This is a genomic window from Sphingobacterium sp. B16(2022) (genome assembly GCF_012030425.1).
GTDB classification, from domain to species: domain Bacteria; phylum Bacteroidota; class Bacteroidia; order Sphingobacteriales; family Sphingobacteriaceae; genus Sphingobacterium; species Sphingobacterium anhuiense.
Genome location: NZ_JAAUVN010000002.1, coordinates 725,798 through 743,582 on the forward strand (window position 1 = coordinate 725,798; position 17,785 = coordinate 743,582).

Genomic DNA, 17,785 nt, shown 5'->3' on the forward strand with positions numbered 1-17,785 from the left:
GGAATAAAAGATCCGCGAGAAGGAGAAACTGAATCAAAATTTAACATATAATGACGCTACGATTGTACAATACCGACATCTCTAATTTGCTTTTGGAAAAAGAGTATCCGGATGTTTTATCTGCATCGGATGGTCGAATACAGGAATATACAACTCATCTCGAACTTCCAATCGGAAAGGGATGTTACCGTGAAATATATTTTGAGGGAGTACATATTGGTTTTGGTGATGCTATTTTGTCCAATAATCTAATGCTGTATTTTGAAAGTGATTTTGAAACCGTAGAGATGCATTTTGCTCTAAAAGGTAAAAGTACTGCGATCACAGAGCATTTTAAAAAAGAGGTAAGTTTTGATTCTCACCAACATAATATCATATATGCCAACCAGCTACATGGGAAGATGAAATGGGAAAGTGATGTTTTTCAGTTATTTGAGATTAATTTGGCTCCGTCATTCTTTAAAAGATTTCTTCCGGAGGATACTCTTTTATTTGACAGATTTCGAAATGCAATTGAGAAGGGATATTCTGAGACAATAAATGTGGAAAATAATCGAATTAGTCGTCAGATGTATGAGATTATAGATGACATTATGAACTGTCAGAGAAAAAATGTTTTTAAAAGAATGTTTCTCGAGGCAAAGGTAATTGAGCTCCTATTGCTGCAGTTTGAACAACTGAGCGAAGTGGCTCACATCCATGTTTCTTTAAGAAAGGAAGATATTCATAAAGTGTATGCGGTGCGGGAGTTTATTATGAATAATCTCAATAATGCTTGTTCATTGATTGAGCTGGCACATCATGTGGGTACAAATGAGTTTACACTTAAAAAGGGTTTTAAAGAGCTGTTTGGAACAACAGTTTTTGGATTTTGGACGGATGCTAAAATGAATCAGGCTAAACTGATGATTACCGAACAGGATATGAGTATCAGTGAGGTTTCGGACAGTATAGGATATAAAAATCCACGTCATTTCTCGGCGGCTTTTAAAAGAAAATTTGGTGTTATCCCGAGCCAGTTTAAAAAGTAAACTACATCGGTCTCATTTTTAGCTGAATACCATCCTCACATAATGTGTTAAATTTATTCACTATTGTTAATAGTAAATAAAGGTTTAGCGTACAAATATGTAAAGCACCGATATCGTTTCTTATTATTTATTCTGTACCGCGGTTTGTCTTCTTCATTAATATTCTAGCTTTTCTTAATTGCATCGTGGCATGATGGAGTAATTTGGCATTATATAAAATCCATCCGCCTATCATTCCGATGACGCTTCCAATAAAAATATCAATCATACGTGCAAAAAAGATCTCGTTGGTGTCTTGAGTTAACTGTTTACCAGATTCGGAGAGGAAAATAGTTAGGATCGTAATAAAAACAACTGCAATTGCATAATTCCTTACGACTAAGAATTCTACGATGACTTGCAATAGGGTAATACTTATGACCATAATAAGTGGCGTTGGGTTTCCTGACGCAATTAGCCAGGTAATTCCAAGACCAACTAATGTTCCGGTTATACGCTGTGTTGCTCTGAGCCAAACATGCTTAGAGCTGCTTCCCTGCATTACCGCTAAGCAAGAGATGGGGATCCAGTATGGTTTTTCAATGTTTAACGAAAATGCTACAGCTAAGGAGAAAGCCATAATGAGTCCAAAAATGAGAGATTCTACAATATTGGTGTAACTCGATTTCAGATGAATGCTATTTTCGGGCTGATTATTCTTTTTTAGAGTAAGTAAGCTATATATTAAACCGATACCACAGGTTAATATGGTTCCCATTGCAACATAACCAATTTTTTCGGCTATATTTTCAGGTTGAAAGGGAGAACAAATGGCCGTAGATGCCAGCATGATGAAGAAGAAATTGCCTGGTGGACGGGTAAGTTGAAGCTTATGCAGGGAGTAATGTACTCCGAAGGAGAAAAGACCCAATGCAATAGGGGCAATCATTGGGTTGAACGAAAATAACAATCCAACCGAAAAAGATAGCATAAGCCCAAAACAACAAGTCATCAGTAAGATCATGCGTTCGATAAGCTTATCTGATTGAATGTATAAGATTGATAGTCCAGCTAGGGATCCCAGCTTTCCAGCTTCAATGTTGTCCATATACCAGCCCAGAATCATAGGAATGCCTACACTTAATCCTGCGACGATGGGAAGATGCCATTGTCTATTTGTTTTATTAAATTTAAAAAACGATTCCATGAGTTTTTCTTTTTGACCCGGTTTCTCTAACGAATTAGTTTGTCGCTCTAATTTAAAAACCAAACAAAGGTAATGATGTTTTTTATTTCTGATAATTTTCCATTCTCATTTTAGACTTTTGACGGTTTAAGCAAAAAGCAGGAAGTTGTAGCTTGTATTTTAATTGAATATTTATAATGGACAGCTTATTGTCAGTCTGCTCTCTTTAGTTTATTTCCGATTACTAATAAAGTTAAACCTATACAGATGGATAAGATAAAATAGCAGATCGCTAATGTCTGTTGGTCACCAACATTCAATATACTGACCAGGCTGTAGCTGGCAAAAGAAGTCACGATATAAGCCCCGCCACTGGTTAATCCACCTGCTGCGCCTGCATATTGTGGGAACCGTGTCAAACAATAGGTGAAGTAGATGTTGTACATAAATCCCATCAGGAAATGCATTAATAAAGCAAAAAACATCAGAGAAAATAAGCTGTAATACCAGAATGCTGTTGCAAACATTAAACAGGCTAATGTGGCTTGTCCGATTGTTGCTAGCCGTAGTTTTTTTAGCATAGGCTTTGCTAACATAGCTTTACTCAGTAAGCCTCCGAACAGTAAAAATAAGCCAGAAAGAAGAGACATATTTCCGGTCATGACAGGAGAAAAATTAAAGTCATGCTCGATCATAAAAGGTGCAGACATCCCAAATACAATAGCCATAGCGTAACTGAATCCCAATAGCACTATGCCCATGCTGAAGTCTTTAGCGCTCAACATCACTTTAAAAGCATTAACTGTACCCGAAATGCGGTAGGGTTTTTGTTCTTTTAGTGTTTCTCCTGTAAACCGGTACTCCAATAAAAACATGATGAGTGCATAAATAGCAAGGAAATAAAAATTTCCTTTCCAGCCAACATAATTTTGCAGAAACCCGCCTAAGAATGGTGCAAGAATGGGGGCGGACGACCATACAATAGATAGTAATGAGGTGTAATTTTTTAATTTGTCACCGTCATAAACATCCACGAGAAAGCTACGTTTGGATACCATAATAATAGAAATGACTAAGCCTTGGATGGCCCGCATACCGATTATAAAATAAATATTGGAAGAGTTGATCAGTAAGATATTGCTCAGGATAAATAGTACTAATGCTAACATGCTTAATCTGTAACGGCCATAACTGTCCACTAAACTTCCTAGAAGAAGTTGTCCCAGGCCATAAAAAATGAGATAAACTGTCAGGGTTAATCGGACACTTGATATGGAGGTTCCTAATGCGGTTACCATATCCGGAAAAGAAGGGATGTAAATGTCCATCGCAAAACCGGAAAGCGGTATAAGCATAAATGTCAAAATAGTACTGATACCCTCGTGTTTCTTTTCTTGTCTTCTCATCCTAAAATCATATTATCTTGATCAACCTGTTTCCTTAATGCTGTCAGCAAAATTAAAGGAAGATCGATGTATTAAAAAGACAGGATTCAAAGTTATTTTTACGAAAATCAAACTTGTTTCATAAATCTTACGCGGTGAATTTTAGGCGTAATAAGCGCATGTTTTTTAAAGAAGGAAGTAAAGTGTTGCGGATATTCAAAACCTAGACCCTGACCGATCTGTCCGATGGTCCAGTCGCTATTTTCCAATAGTTTTTTACCCTCTAATAATAAGCGTTCCTGAATATGCTGAGAAGTCGACTTTCCGGTCATTGCCTTAAGCAGATGGTTGAGATGATTGATATGGGTATTTAAACGATTGGCATAATCAGCAGGACTTTTTAAATACAGAATCTGCTGCGGTGACTCTAGTGGAAACTGATTATTTAATAGGGTGAAAAACTGATGTACTAACCGGTTGCTTGCCGGAATGCGCTGTCCATCGATGGTTTCGCGATGTACTTTGATAACGTTGTAGATAATGAGACGCAGTATGCTGTCAATGATTTCATTTTTAAACATATGTCCATCCATATGTTCTGACGCAAGTCTTTCAAAATAAAAAAAGAGCTCCTGGAATTTTGCCTGATCGAGATGGATGTAGGTAAACGGTTTCGCTATCATCTCTTCATGCACGCGGTCGAATTCTAGTTTCATTTCTTTGGTTAAAAATGATTCATTGAAAAGGCAGACGTAACCGTCCTGATTTGCAGCAAGTGGTTCCCAGCCATAATTGACTTCCGGGCGTGAGAAGAATATGGTGGGCCGGTCTACTTTTAGCTCACCCTGATCTGTAATTAAAATTCCGGGATTCTGTGTGAGTGTTATTTTGTAATAGTCTCTGCGTGCATAGGGGAGACTTAGCATACAGCTCTCCGTTTTGATGACATTGAAATGTAAAGCATTCCGTTGAGAATGGATGAGATCTAAAGGGATTTCTTTCTTTATATTGGTATAATAACCTAATAAATCTTCTGTTTGCATCTTTTTAATTAATTACATAATTCAAAGATAGTGAATTGCTTTTTTATACGGAGAGAGTAGTTGAAATGTTGTGTATTTATTACAGCTGCTTGCATAGTTTAATTATTTTTTAGGGATAATTTCTACCCATTTTTTTTCCAAGTATAGGGTCGTTCCTTTGATTTTGGTTGCATCTATAAATGTGGCTTGAACAAAGTTCCCAGTGATATTTTTATATTTTAATTTTAGGCCTTTCTCATCCAAGCCGGAAGTTTCATAATAGGCGCCTAATGGAAGTTTAAAGGGATTGTTCTTAACGTCGTTGGTGAAAATGGATAGTAAAAATAGTCTTTTGGAATTGGTGTCAGGTTTTTCATAGCCAAATATACGATGATCAAGTCTCATATTGGCGTTTAGCGTTAGGATGCTATCCGAAGTATTCAGATCCACGTAGGCCTTTGTTACATCATCTGCAGAAACTGTAACAGATGCGTTGTTTTCTGATTCTATGCGCGCTAATGTATCGATTTTTGGAACCTCTATTTTTGTTGGAAAATCAACTGTATCTACTCTTAAACTGTCTTTACTAATTTTTCTTTCATCTACCTTTTTTGATTTTGAATTGTTGCAACTTAAGATCAAAAAAGGTAGTAAACCGATTATTGTTTTAAACTTCATGTTATTCGTTTTTTAATATTTTATCAATTCTGTTACTGTATCAAATCGATATTTAATATGTGCCTCTTTGTGTATCTATTTCTCAGTCTTTTTGAATATAACAATTTATTTTTTAAAGGATATGTGGTTTAGCTCTTTGGTTTAATAACCGTAGATAGGTGCCACGATAATTATCAAGAAAACAACTATGCTATAGTTTTTGTTGGTGCTAAGCTAACATACCTTAGAATGCCGTTTACAGGAGCGTAATCTAAACTGGATTCGCATTTGGAAGATCAATTAAAATAATATTTCGGTTGATTCTAAAGGAGAGCGTGTTAATGTATTGTAGACACATATATCAGGAATGCATATGATATTTGAGTGAACGAATTGAAGAGTGATTAATTAAGTAAGATGAGACGTTTTGGGAATTAAAACATCTATAAAGAGCGCACATGGCTGGCGACCCTTATAAATGTTTTAATTAATGGTAATAGGATTTATAAGTATAAATACTTAAGGTTTCAAAATTTCTGCTAGTTTTTTTTCTAAATCAGCTCCTCTTAAGTTTTTGGCAATAATCTTTCCTTCGGGATCTAGTAAAAAGTTAGAAGGAATTGCGCGGATACCATATTGAGTAGAAATATCATTTTTCCAGCCTTTTAAATCAGATAATTGGGTCCAATCCTGAAGTTTATCATCTTTGATCGCTTTAAGCCATGCATTTTTACCTTTTTCATCATCTAAAGAGATGCCGATAATAGTAAAACCTTTATCCTTAAAGGTATGAAATGCTTTTACGACATTTGGGTTTTCAGCTCTACATGGACCACACCAGCTAGCCCAAAAATCTAAAAGCACATATTTGCCTCTGTATTCTTCTAATTTTACTATTCGGCCGGAAGTATCCTGCTGACTGAAAGTAGGGGCAATACTCCCCAGACCTACGGCTTTGTGTAATAATAACTGTTCGTAGTATTTTTTTCCTGCAGTGCTGTTTTTAACAGTAGATGATAGTTTATCATAAAGCGGATATATTTCTTTGTACTCAGGCGAATACCCGCCGATTGCCTGCACTACATCTAAGGCAATGGGACTGTTGGGGTTTTTGGTTAAAAATTCCTTGCGTATAGTCGTTCGTTTTTGGTTGATCTCTTTATTTGTTTCATCAATTTTATGCTTCACAGTTAAGGTTTCTTTTTCTGTATCAGGTAGGTTTCTGTACCATTCGTAAAGTTTGGTCTGCTCGTCGTTGTACGGCTTGAGCAGTGCTGTTAATTTTTGATCATCGGCATTGACTGCACCGCCTTTGATAGTAGCGTTGTTTATAGAGTCTTTACTGGATACCACAAGTTTACCTGCCTCGATGTAAAATGGAAAGGCATATCGGTAGGCCTGTCTTAGACTTGAGCCAACCAAAAGATGTGCCTTTATAGGGCTTTCTACCTCTCCGGAAAATATAAATTTACCCTGAGGATTAATGTCTACAGAATCTGTTTGACTGCCTTTAAGCAGGTAAGCTTTGTATTCCTTTTTTACAACAGGAATATGGCCCTGGATTTCAAATTTTGAAACCTGTGCTTGCGAAACAATCGGAGCAAGCAATAAAAGCAAGATGTGTTTTGTGATTTTTTTCATGTTTGTATATTTTAGTATTAATGTTGAATGCGTAAGCCGTCTAATGCAAAATATGCGGGACTTAATAATGTTTGCTCCGCATCCCGATAATTTCCATCAATTGTAAATAATATCTTGTCAACCCGCCCTAAAGGCTGCAAATCAACTTTTGTCCAGTTGGAACGAATGGTCTCCACCGTTGGGTTCTGAATATCACCACCTTTGGTCGTGCCCAGGTAGAATGTTGTGGTTCCTGTCAGCGAACCTTTAAGGTATCCTGTTATCAGCAAGCGGATATAAGTTGGAGTCTTGCTCAGAGCAGTATAGCCTGCTATTCGGGTGAGATCTTTTCCTGCTAATGTGGGCAGATACCATCGGCCATAGTCTGCTGTGGAGGTACTTGAAATGTTGGGATTCCGAACTTTGGTTCCGTCAAGCTTGTACTGTTGGGTGGCAGGATCCAATGTGCCCGAATAGTTCGATCCATAGTTTGCCAGAAGATATGTATAAGCTGTGTTAGCAATTAGTACATGTTGAGGCGCGACAGCGTCATCAAACGATAAAAATGCCTGATCATCTTTTGCGTGTCCGATGAGGTAAGTTTCTGTTCTATTGGGGGTGGTCGTGTAGACGCTAAATACTGTCGAATCTATAGCTGATCTTTTTAAATCTGCCGATACCCCTGTCGATGGTCTGAAATCTGGACTTAGGACCCAAGGGTAGGAACGGTAGTTTTTATTGGACAATGCAAAACCACTGAAATCTGTAGCACCTTTTTTTTGGATATTAATCTGTACAAAGCCTGTGGATGTGGCGCCTGATCGAAAAGGTGCATCTGGTATGCGGCTGGAAAACCTTTCCAATATGATTTCATTGAAGGTGATATCTTCCGGGTAAGGAACCAAAGCATCTTTGACCTCATCTTTGCATGATGCTGTGAGAAATGTCAGACCCAATAGTGAGAGATAACTGAGTGTTCTAAATATATTCATGTTTTGAATTAATAATTGTAAAAATAATAGTGTTGTTTACTCTTGCCCTGGGTTTTGAAATGCAGCAGGATTATTGATAATCTCGGAATTTGGGATTGGCCAAGATACTCTGGTGATATCGAAAGTTAAGCCATCTTTGATTGCTACAATCCAAGGTTGATTATCTTTTTTAAATCGGATACTAGCGAAAAATTCACTTCCATTTTCTAAGCATAATTCTAAAAATATTTCTTTAAAAATAGCGTCATAAAGCTGTTCCTGATTACCAGGCTGAAGGAGGTTGAAAGCTTGTGCTGTTCTTTTTTGTCGAAGCTCATTGATCGGCGCGATAGCTTGTGCTACGCTGGCGCCTGTACGTGCTAACAGTTCGGCTTTGAGCAGATAAAGTTCTGCAAAACGAAAATAATAGGTCGCATATTTTTCATCAACTGGTGAATTGACTTTGCCCTGATAGCTACCTAAACGCGCTAGTTTTTTAAAGGTATACCGAAAAGTATTGTCCCATGTTTCAGGAGCGCGGACTTCTCCGGTAGCAATAGGCCAGCGTGGGTCGCCAGTAAACCAGTCTGTACCGTAGCGGAGACCAGCGGTACGTGCCCCACCGGGTGCTAAAGGAAGTGTATTGCCTTGGTATATGATGCCGTAAGTGTACCAATAACCACCTGCAGAAGTACGTGAACCATCGTCCTCCAAGTATTTGACAAATAGATTTTCGGGTGATTCCCAGGATCTTTGGTATACTTGTGCTAGGTCACTCTGAAGCTGGAATTTACTACTAGCTTGTTCCATGACATTATTTATTAAAGTAAGAGCTTGTTTGAGCGGTTCTGTTTCATTGCGGTAGCCTGACCGATACAAAAGTGCTTTGGCTTTTAATACTTGAGCAAATTGCTTGGAAATATAACGTGGGCTATCAAATTGCGATGCGTGCTGTATTGCAAAATCTAAATCCTCATTAATGATGCGATAGCTTTCACCGACGGATATTCGAGGAGCCCTGACATTGTCTAAAGAAGCGGGTTTGTCTCTAAAGACAAGTCCATAAGGGCTAGCATCTTCAGCCCACCAGTAACCGAAATTCCAAAGAATGTTAAGGTTGATCCATGCACGTACAGCTTTAGCCTCTCCAAGTAACGAGTTGCGCTGTTCATTGTTGGTAAAAGCGGTTTGTGGAAGTGCTTCAATGCCTGTTATAGCGAAATTAGCAGCATTTAAGCTGCGGTAAAAGGCGCTCCAGATGGCAGATCCTCCTCCTGACTCCTGTGTATAAGATAAGTTGTAATCTGCTACACTTGAAAAGTTAATAAAACCAGCTTTGGTGGTTTGAGCTACATAAAGAGCTCCAGACCAGCTGTCATTGCGGAAAGTGGAATATATCCCATTGACAGCGGCTTTAGCTTTAGCATAATTTGTAATGCCATTGGATTCTGTGAGGGCAAATTTAGGCTGTTGATCTAAGTATTTCTCACAACCGACGAGCGATGCAAAAAATAAAACCAAGAACATATGTATGGTAAGTTTTTTCATAAGTATCATTGTTATTATCTAAGAGTTAGTTTTACACCTAAGTTGAAATTCCGGGCAGCTGGATATGCACTGTTGTCTGTCCCCATTCCAGTACCAATACTGGAGCTGGACCAATTTCCTTGTGGATCAAACCCTGGATATGAAGTAAGGGTCAGTAGGTTGGTTGCCTGAAAAGTTAAGTCGATGCCTTGTATTAACGAATTGGCAAGTGTTTTTTGCGGTATTCTGTAGCTTAGGTTAAGCGCACTCAGGCGAATATAGGAAGCATCATAAAGCCAGAAATCTGAAAAAGTACTGTTTGCTCCATCACCATACTGTGTCATCCGAGGGATAGTGGCGGTGTAGGGATTCAATAGAGTAGCACTCTGCCCAGCAATCTTGTTACTTTGGTTGTAGTTGCCCACGTAGCCTACATCCTCCATAGGCATGCTCCATAGTCTTTTCATCCCTGATGCATAAGTGAAAGTGGCATTGGCATAGAAATTTTTGTAAATAGCAGTCAGACCAAATCCTCCAAAATATTTAGGTTCGGCACTTCCTAAGGAGACTTTGTCGTCGGTATTGATGATACCGTCCCCATTCTGATCTTTAAAGTAGAGATCTCCGATACTTTCTTGTGCACTTCTATAATATTGTTTGCCACCTGTTGCATTTGTGCTCTGAAGCGCAATGATTTCTTCTTGTGTCACGAAAAGACGATTATAGGTTTCATAACCAAACCATTGACCTGTACGTTCTCCTTCTTTGATTACGATGTTGCCAAAATTGAGTTCTGTGGCGGATCCGTTGATCTTAAGAACCTTTCCCTTGTTGCTGGCAATATTGGCATCTACAGTAAGTGTGAAATTAGGGTGCTTAATAACATCATATCTGATGTCAAATTCTACTCCTTCATTTTTGATTGAAGCAACATTAGAGCTGATGGAACTGAATGATGAACTGGGCGGTAGGGGTTTGGAATATATGAGGTCGTTGGATTTTTTGGAGTAATAGCCAAAGGAACCACGGAGACGCTCTTTGAATAAACCAAAGTCTAGCCCAATATCGACCATTTTTGTTTCTTCCCACTTGAGGCCAAGGTTGCCGATCGAGCTGGGACTTATGGCCGGACTTTCATTGTACCGAGCCGAGCCGATGTAAGTCTGCCAACTGTAATTTCCAAGATTTTGTGATCCTGCTGTTCCGATTGATCCCCTTAATTTAAGGTAGGAGATCTTTTCTTTAATAGCTGCGTTCTTAAAAAAAGATTCTTCGTGGATCAGGTAGGCAAAAGAGCCGGAGGGGAAAATTCCCCAACGGTTATTAGGACCAAAACGGGATGAGCCGTCTCTTCTTAAGGTTCCACCTAGGATGTAGCGGTCTTTATATTTGTATTGTAGTCTTGAGAACTGAGATACCAATGCGTAGGCTGTGTAATCCTCTGCCAAAGCACCTCTGTTTGCTCCCGAAGAAAAATTATTGAGGATGTCATCGTCAGGGAAATTAGATGCTATCATGCCAAAATTGGTGAGACCTGTTTTCTCAAAGGAATAACCTAATAAGGCCAGCACATCATGGTTGCCATGTTGTTTAGCATACGTAAGTGTGTTTTCCCAGACTTGAGAGTTCGTTTTTTGATACTGCCAGTTTCGGTTGCCGTCGTAATTAAAGGTACTGCCCCGTCGCATGTATTTAAGAAATTCATTATTGCTATAATTGGCGGTATAGGCAGTTCTAAAGAGGAAATCTTTCCATACATTTACTTCTAAAAAAGTAGTAGCATTAAAATTTTTGTTCTCCCCATTTTGTGTATTCAATAAAGTAGTATAGGGGTTTTCAGTATAAGGATCTCGGGTGAAAAGTGTTCCGTCTGGATTGTAAACTGGAATGTCAGGTCTTATTTTTTTAATCACGTTGAGCATATAATCTTTATCATCAGTGTTGCGGGATGAACCGTTTATCTGTAGACCAAATTTTAATCCTTTTCTAAGCTTTGCTTCTAGATTTGCACGGCCCCCATAAAGTCGACTTTTTCCTGATTGTATTACTCCATAATAATTCTGATTGTTGAGGGAAACGTAATAAACTACATCTTGTGTTCCTCCACGTAAAGATAATGTGTGGGTATGGTTCCAGGGGGATTGTGTCATTTCGTTTAACCAGTTGGTGTTCCCTTCATAAAAAGCGCCTGGTAATATACGGAGATCGGATTTATCATATTCGCTAGTACGTAAGTTAAAAAATGCTTGCTCATCTAAATATAAGCGAGTGAAATAATCGAAGGATCCTCTACTTATTACTTCTTCGCGTGCCGCCTTATCGGCAAAATCAATGTATTGGGGTGCGTCAAAGTAAGAGTAATCATTGAAATTCTGAGTCTGTAGTCCCAGTCGGGAAGAAACTTCAATAGTCGGTGCCTGACCTTGTTTACCTTTTTTTGTAGTTACTAAAACGACACCGTTTGAGGCCCTTGATCCGTATAAAGCCGTAGCAGATGCATCTTTTAGAATGTCAACACTTTGAACATCTTCGAGATTCAGATTATAAAGGGTATTGGCTATATTGCCAGATGTATTGTTCGAATAATCAGGTACACCATCGATGACCCATAGTGGCTGGTTGTTTCCGGTCAAAGAAGATGCTCCTCGAATAATGACGCTGACTGGTGATGTAGGGGAGGCTGACTGAATGGCTACATTGACTCCTGCAGCTTTTCCTTGAAGCAGACTTTGGATGTTGGCCCCCATAGGAGCATTTTTTAGATCAGCTTCAGTAAGACGTGTCATTGATCCGGTAATATCTTTTGCTTTGGAACGGCCGTAGGCGATAACGACGGTCTCCTCAAGTGCATTTTGACGAATACGTAACGTAATATCAATTCGTTCCTTCGGGTTGTGTAAAGGATATTGAACGGTCTCAAATCCAATATAGGAGATAATTAGTATATCTCCTTTACTGGAAGGAATCTCAAAGTTTCCCCCTGCGTCAGAATGTACCAGCACGCCGGAGGTTTTCGACTTAACTGTAGCCCCACGTATGGGTTTATTCGACTCGTTAAGGATTTTGCCACGGACTACTGTTTTTTGATCTGACAGTTGGGAATACCTAGTATGAGGTGATGCAGGTAATTGTAGTTGTTTGCCTTTCAACTGGGGATTTTCAAGTGCATATGCCACTACAGTGGAGAGGGTAAATATGAGCAAAGGTATCCCCGGCCAAATACGGGTGTATTTAGAAAATTGAATATGTTTCATTGAAAATTTAAATTTTTAGTAAACGACGATTTGTTTAGTAGTAACTAAATGTTTTTTTATGGAAATGTCGATGTATAGACACTTGTTGCTTTTGGGGTAGAATTAGTGAAGTGCCAGTGGCACATTCGAAGCAGTGAGAAATGATTTTTATAAGGCATAGGGTTAACTAATTTCTGTTGATTGTGATGTAAATATATTAGAAAAAAATATTAAATCTACCATTTTGGTAGTCTTTATTTTAAAAATATTTTAATTTGAACCAAATGTGTTCATTTGCAATTATTTATGGATTTAAATTATTTTTAGAAAATAGCTTTTTATAACTATCAAATCGGGGAAAAGTCAATTATTGTTGTGATATATTTTTTTATTATTGACAAATAATTGCGTGATTTTTATAAGTGATTTTATATAAAATATAGTGATAGGAGGTAATTTTCTGTCCTTATAAGATAAGCTTACAAGTACAGCGTCTCTAAATCTAACAACAGGAAGAAAAGTAAATGATGAAAAGTTGGGGCCAAACCATTATTATAATTACTAATTACCTACGCTTAGACTATTTCTCTTTATGTTTTGATTTAGAGCAGTATTAATTGGTTAAATTAAACGGAAAGCGCGTTCAAGAATATTACGCTTCGGGAAAAGATCTTCATAAACTTATAATATTCATGAAGATAATATATATCACTAGCAAGCGGATTAAAGTAAATGAATATTAAAGCAACTAATAAGGTAAGTTTTATCATTATTGATTTTAGCGTGAGTATGTTGGGTAATTAATTTATTCAAGTGTTTTATTTGCTTCCAGTATTAAGTTGTTGATACTTTGGTTAATGGAGCGGATAACGGCTTGTAACTGGTTGATCATAGCTGCTCTGGAGTGTAAATCATCAGCAAAGTAAATGCCTCCATCCGAAAATATAACAGATTGGTTTCCCTGATTTTCGTTGCTGTCAAACTGATAATCGATCCATCGTGTTTTGAGATTGTGCAATAGCGAGCTATTACCATCGTTACTAAATTCTTTCTCGCTCAGCATATACCAGATAAAAGGTGAAAAGCTTTGATCCGAATCATTTTCAGTCCATACATTTCGCAATAGGTTATGAGGATGAAAAAACTCTATCTTTTTTCCTTTGGGATTCAAGGTGAAAAAACCAAGGCCTCCACCAAGTACCCCACCTGTAATACCTACTGCATTATTGACATTATTATTGGTAATGAGAGCTCCGGCTATTGATGCAGCCGCACCCAGTGCAATAGAGCCCACGACAAGTTTATTATTTCTTGAAGCATTGATATTATCTATATATCCAGCGACCTGATCGACGCGTTCTGCTTCACAATCTAGTTCGGCTGCTGCGGCATTGATATCTGATAGTGCTAGAAGCAGTGTTCTATTGACCTTATTGTTGATCGTTAGCTTACGAATTTCTGCACTAACACTAGTATTGCCTTTAAGTTTTTGTAATTCTTTTATCTCCTTGGTCAGTCCAAGAGCATAAAGCATAAGGATATTTTGTCTTGAGAATACACTGTTTAATTCATCGTGGATGGCTAGAGAATCTATAGCGTAATTAGGTAATGTCTGCTCTGCCTTTAGAAAGTAGGTTGGTGGTATGCAATAACTATTTTTAAGGGTCAGCATAAATGCTGTATTCTTATTAACAGAGCAGGACGTCATAAACCCTATAAATAAGGCTGTTGTAATGATTTTCGATTTGGTTGCTAAAAACATAATGATGCTGATTTTATATATTATTGGCTCAAATCACTATAATTCTGTACGGTTAATAATAACTGAATATACCGAATTTATTTTATTACTGTTGCTTATCCGTAAAATATCTGTCATAAAGTGTGTTTTTAATTAATATGGATTTAATATGTAGGTTGTTTTAGTTGAGTGATTTGGATGAAGTAAAAAGCAGATAGGCAGGTAAGTGGTATTAATTAAATGTGAATTTTAGGTTTCATTATTTAATAGCAGGCTGCCGCAGTGGCTTGATATTTAATCATCATGATGATGCATTTGTAATTTATAATCATATAGCAAGAATTATTAGTTTTGGAAAAATAGGTTTACATTAGAGAAAGTGAAAATATTTCTGGACTAATTGAACCGGTACATAAAGGGAGCAGTGTGAAAATTCAGTACGATGTGAATTTCAACTGTTATTCGTATTGTAGATGAGTCATAAAACATAAAAATCAATGGAAAAAAGAACAGTACTTGTATCAGGCGCTAGTATTGCTGGTCCGGCTTTAGCATTTTGGTTACATCGATTTGGTTTTGATGTCACCATCGTAGAGCGTGCAGAAGAATTGAGATTAGGCGGACAAAATATAGATGTTAGAGATGAAGCTCAGAAAGTAGTACAGCTAATGGGGCTCGAAGATGAAATCAGAGCAGCAAATACAGGTGAACTAGGAATCCGTTTTGTTGATGTTAACAATCATACTTTAGCTGAATTTCCTAAAACTAATGGTGGATTCGGAACCGCAGAACTTGAGATTTTGCGTGGAGATCTTGCGCAGGTATTTTTTAATGCGACTAAAGATAATATTCCCTATATTTTTGGAGATCAGATTCTAGCTTTAGTAGAAGATAAAGATAAAGTGAATGTTACTTTTAAAAATAGTACTCCGCGCTCCTTTGATTTGGTCATTGCTGCTGATGGAATTCGTTCGTCAACACGGAAGCTAATTTTTGGAGATGAGCCCGTGATCAAATATATTGGAGTTTACTGCTCTTATTTGACTATTCCACGTATTGATTCTGACACGTCATGGGCTTATTGGTATAATGCACCAGAATCAAGAGTATTAAACCTAAGACCAGATAATGTAGGAACCACCCGTGCATCATTTTCTTTTCTATCGCCAGAGAAAGGGTACGAAAAACTTAGTTTGCAAGAGCAGAAAGGAATTTTGAAGCAAAAGTTTGCTGATGCTGGTTGGCAGGCACCACGTCTGCTACAAGGATTGGAGGAAAGTAAAGATGTTTATTTTGATAGTATAAGTCAAGTGAAGGCACCTCGATGGACCAATGGAAGATGTGCTATGGTTGGGGATGCGGCTTATTGTCCAACTCCGATGTCAGGAATGGGGGCAAGTCTTTCTATAGTTGGTGCATATGTATTGGCTGGAGAATTGTCGAGACACCAGAATCATCAAGATGCCTTTGAAGCTTATGAAAAGTTAATGCGCCCTTATGTTGAAGATATTCAGAATCTACCCCCGGGAGTACCATGGCTAGCACATCCGAAAACAAAGTTTGGAATCAAAGTGTTCAATACTGTGCTAGGAATTGCATCAAGTAAATTGGTGAAAAAAATAGCAAAGCTCTTTGGCGCAAAAGGGAAAAAAGAAATAAAAGAGCGTATCCAATTACCTTATTATAGTTAGCAAAGAGATTGGGGAACATAGTATATAAGTAAATTACTGTTAAAAGATTTTTAGCGAATTTGGTTATTTGATTTATGTATTATGAGTCAGATTGCGTTTGGATTTAAGCAGTTGTTTATTAAAATTAGGCATGATTAATGCAGGAATTGTTTTAACGGTGAGCACTTTTATGGCTTGTCGATTTACAAGACCTAATCTGTGATAATTATATCAAATTTTACATTATGAGATTGATGTTTACTATGTTTTTCTTTTCATTTTTGTTTACTGCACAGGTATTTGGGCAGCATAAAAGTGTTTTTGAAAAGACAGTAGATTCTTTAAATCTGATTGGTCAATCTGAAAAGATCATCCGTTATTTGGAGATGCAGGTAAAAAAACATCCTGAAAATGAGATTTTGTTACGCTTAACGGGATACCAGTACCTCCAGATAAGCAATATGGTGTTGGGAGAGAAATATTATCGTAAAGCACTTTCCATGAACCCCACCTGTTCACGTTGCTATTTAAATATAGGTCTAATTTATGCGGCTAAAAACGATTTTACTCAAGCTTTAACTTACTTGGATACGGCAGTGGCGATTGATCCACAGGATGATCGACTGTTTGATGCTAGAGGTACGATCTATCATCATTTAAAACAACCTGAAAAGGCTTTAGAAGATTATGCTAAGGCGATCCAATTAAACCCGAATCATTTTCGAGCTTACTTGAACAGAGCTGAAGTGTATTTTGAAATGGAAGATATGGATGCCTCCTGTCAGGATTTTACTACTGCAAAAGATCTCGCACAGCAGGTGAAAATTAATGACTCCGCATTTTTTAAAAGGATAGATGATGCATTGCTGGATTTTTGCGATAATAGTAAAGCCAGTTTTTATTACCAGCGAGGAGTGGCTTTTTATAATTTACAAAAATTTGATAAAGCGCTGGAAATTTATGATGCCGGGCTCAATAAATTTCCCAATAATGCAATGCTTTTATCTTTTCGAGGTAACACATACCTAGCGTTAAAAGATTTTAAAAATGCATCGCTAAATTATGATCATGCATTAGCCAATAAAGAGGGGATGATGACGGAATTAAAAAAAAATCCACGGTTTACAAATGCGAGCGAGCAAGATATCAATTCTTATTACAATGTATCAATTGCCGGTATATATTATAATGATGCCGAATGTAAAGTTCAATCTGAAAATCTGGATGAGGGGTTATCTGCTATAAATAAAGCGATAGAGCTGATGCCTAATGGCAGTAGTTTTGAAAAGGAACTATATTGGAATAGGAGGGGACATATTTATTTGCTTCAACATCAATATAAACTTGCTTTAGAAGATTTTGATCACAGTATCCGGAGCAATGAAAAATATGCGTTAGCTTATGTCAATAGAGCAATTGCTCAAGTATGTTTAGCTGAAAAATCCAAACAGTCAAATATAATTATGAGCAGTAAACTGCCGAATAAACCTTTTCGAATAAACTGGATTATGAAATCTAAAAAAGACAAACCAAATCTGTTAAATGCTTTGGGAGATTGTAATAAGGCAATTGAGCTGGAACCAAATAATGGGTTTTCATATTATGTCAGGGGGCAAATTAAACGGTTTTTGAATGACGTAGATTATTGTTCCGATTTGCTCAAAGCAAAAGAAATGGCCATTCAAGTAGAAGATACTTTGCTAGTCGATTGTCTGAAATAACAGATATAAAAATTACGAGAATTAAATCGATCCGAAAATAAA

The 17,785-nt window shown here is 37.5% G+C and carries 12 protein-coding genes; 3 read left to right on the forward strand and 9 right to left on the reverse strand.

Going from position 1 to position 17,785, the window contains the following annotated elements:
• The first annotated feature begins 50 nt into the window (after positions 1-50).
• Positions 51-1,031 (forward strand): helix-turn-helix transcriptional regulator, encoded by a 981-nt coding sequence (locus HCX49_RS13365; protein WP_168127352.1) that lies wholly within the window; start codon positions 51-53, stop codon positions 1,029-1,031.
• Positions 1,032-1,158: 127 nt separating this feature from the next.
• Here HCX49_RS13365 and HCX49_RS13370 read toward each other — a convergent pair whose 3' ends face one another.
• From HCX49_RS13370 to HCX49_RS13410, 9 genes are all read right to left on the reverse strand, one after another.
• Positions 1,159-2,217 (reverse strand): FUSC family protein, encoded by a 1,059-nt coding sequence (locus tag HCX49_RS13370; protein ID WP_168127353.1) that lies wholly within the window; start codon positions 2,215-2,217, stop codon positions 1,159-1,161.
• A gap of 191 nt (positions 2,218-2,408) precedes the next feature.
• Positions 2,409-3,602: an MFS transporter gene (locus tag HCX49_RS13375; RefSeq protein ID WP_168127354.1), complete on the reverse strand. Its 1,194-nt coding sequence runs from the start codon at positions 3,600-3,602 to the stop codon at positions 2,409-2,411.
• 107 nt (positions 3,603-3,709) lie between these two features.
• Positions 3,710-4,624: a helix-turn-helix domain-containing protein gene (locus tag HCX49_RS13380; RefSeq protein WP_168127355.1), complete on the reverse strand. Its 915-nt coding sequence runs from the start codon at positions 4,622-4,624 to the stop codon at positions 3,710-3,712.
• A gap of 102 nt (positions 4,625-4,726) precedes the next feature.
• Positions 4,727-5,281 carry a hypothetical protein gene (locus HCX49_RS13385; RefSeq protein WP_132770303.1) on the reverse strand — a complete coding sequence of 185 codons (555 nt, stop codon included), beginning with the start codon at positions 5,279-5,281 and terminating at the stop codon, positions 4,727-4,729.
• Positions 5,282-5,779: 498 nt separating this feature from the next.
• Positions 5,780-6,901, reverse strand: coding sequence for a TlpA disulfide reductase family protein (locus HCX49_RS13390; protein WP_132770301.1), 1,122 nt, complete (start codon positions 6,899-6,901; stop codon positions 5,780-5,782).
• A gap of 17 nt (positions 6,902-6,918) precedes the next feature.
• Positions 6,919-7,872 carry a DUF4465 domain-containing protein gene (locus HCX49_RS13395; protein ID WP_132841920.1) on the reverse strand — a complete coding sequence of 318 codons (954 nt, stop codon included), beginning with the start codon at positions 7,870-7,872 and terminating at the stop codon, positions 6,919-6,921.
• 36 nt (positions 7,873-7,908) lie between these two features.
• The gene (locus HCX49_RS13400; RefSeq protein ID WP_165902403.1) at positions 7,909-9,399 is read right to left on the reverse strand and encodes a RagB/SusD family nutrient uptake outer membrane protein; all 1,491 of its coding nucleotides are present in this window, start codon (positions 9,397-9,399) and stop codon (positions 7,909-7,911) included.
• Between the two features lie 14 nt (positions 9,400-9,413).
• A complete protein-coding gene (locus tag HCX49_RS13405) occupies positions 9,414-12,632 on the reverse strand; it encodes a SusC/RagA family TonB-linked outer membrane protein (protein WP_168127356.1) in 3,219 nt (1,072 codons plus the stop codon).
• Positions 12,633-13,416: 784 nt separating this feature from the next.
• Positions 13,417-14,373, reverse strand: a complete 957-nt coding sequence (locus tag HCX49_RS13410; protein WP_132770293.1) for a hypothetical protein — start codon at positions 14,371-14,373, stop codon at positions 13,417-13,419.
• A 476-nt stretch (positions 14,374-14,849) separates the two neighbouring features.
• Between HCX49_RS13410 and HCX49_RS13415 the strand changes: the two genes are divergently transcribed.
• On the forward strand, positions 14,850-16,043 hold the full coding sequence (locus tag HCX49_RS13415) for an FAD-dependent monooxygenase (RefSeq protein ID WP_168127357.1): 1,194 nt from the start codon (positions 14,850-14,852) through the stop codon (positions 16,041-16,043).
• Positions 16,044-16,267: 224 nt separating this feature from the next.
• On the forward strand, positions 16,268-17,743 hold the full coding sequence (locus HCX49_RS13420; RefSeq protein ID WP_168127358.1) for a tetratricopeptide repeat protein: 1,476 nt from the start codon (positions 16,268-16,270) through the stop codon (positions 17,741-17,743).
• Positions 17,744-17,785 lie beyond the last annotated feature (42 nt).

Bases quoted from the DNA above. Each gene is read 5' to 3' on its own strand.
- HCX49_RS13365 (WP_168127352.1), top strand. From the start codon at position 51: ATGACGCTACGATTGTACAATACCGACATCTCTAATTTGCTTTTGGAA.
- HCX49_RS13370 (WP_168127353.1), bottom strand. From the start codon at position 2,217: ATGGAATCGTTTTTTAAATTTAATAAAACAAATAGACAATGGCATCTT.
- HCX49_RS13375 (WP_168127354.1), bottom strand. From the start codon at position 3,602: ATGAGAAGACAAGAAAAGAAACACGAGGGTATCAGTACTATTTTGACA.
- HCX49_RS13380 (WP_168127355.1), bottom strand. From the start codon at position 4,624: ATGCAAACAGAAGATTTATTAGGTTATTATACCAATATAAAGAAAGAA.
- HCX49_RS13385 (WP_132770303.1), bottom strand. From the start codon at position 5,281: ATGAAGTTTAAAACAATAATCGGTTTACTACCTTTTTTGATCTTAAGT.
- HCX49_RS13390 (WP_132770301.1), bottom strand. From the start codon at position 6,901: ATGAAAAAAATCACAAAACACATCTTGCTTTTATTGCTTGCTCCGATT.
- HCX49_RS13395 (WP_132841920.1), bottom strand. From the start codon at position 7,872: ATGAATATATTTAGAACACTCAGTTATCTCTCACTATTGGGTCTGACA.
- HCX49_RS13400 (WP_165902403.1), bottom strand. From the start codon at position 9,399: ATGAAAAAACTTACCATACATATGTTCTTGGTTTTATTTTTTGCATCG.
- HCX49_RS13405 (WP_168127356.1), bottom strand. From the start codon at position 12,632: ATGAAACATATTCAATTTTCTAAATACACCCGTATTTGGCCGGGGATA.
- HCX49_RS13410 (WP_132770293.1), bottom strand. From the start codon at position 14,373: ATGTTTTTAGCAACCAAATCGAAAATCATTACAACAGCCTTATTTATA.
- HCX49_RS13415 (WP_168127357.1), top strand. From the start codon at position 14,850: ATGGAAAAAAGAACAGTACTTGTATCAGGCGCTAGTATTGCTGGTCCG.
- HCX49_RS13420 (WP_168127358.1), top strand. From the start codon at position 16,268: ATGAGATTGATGTTTACTATGTTTTTCTTTTCATTTTTGTTTACTGCA.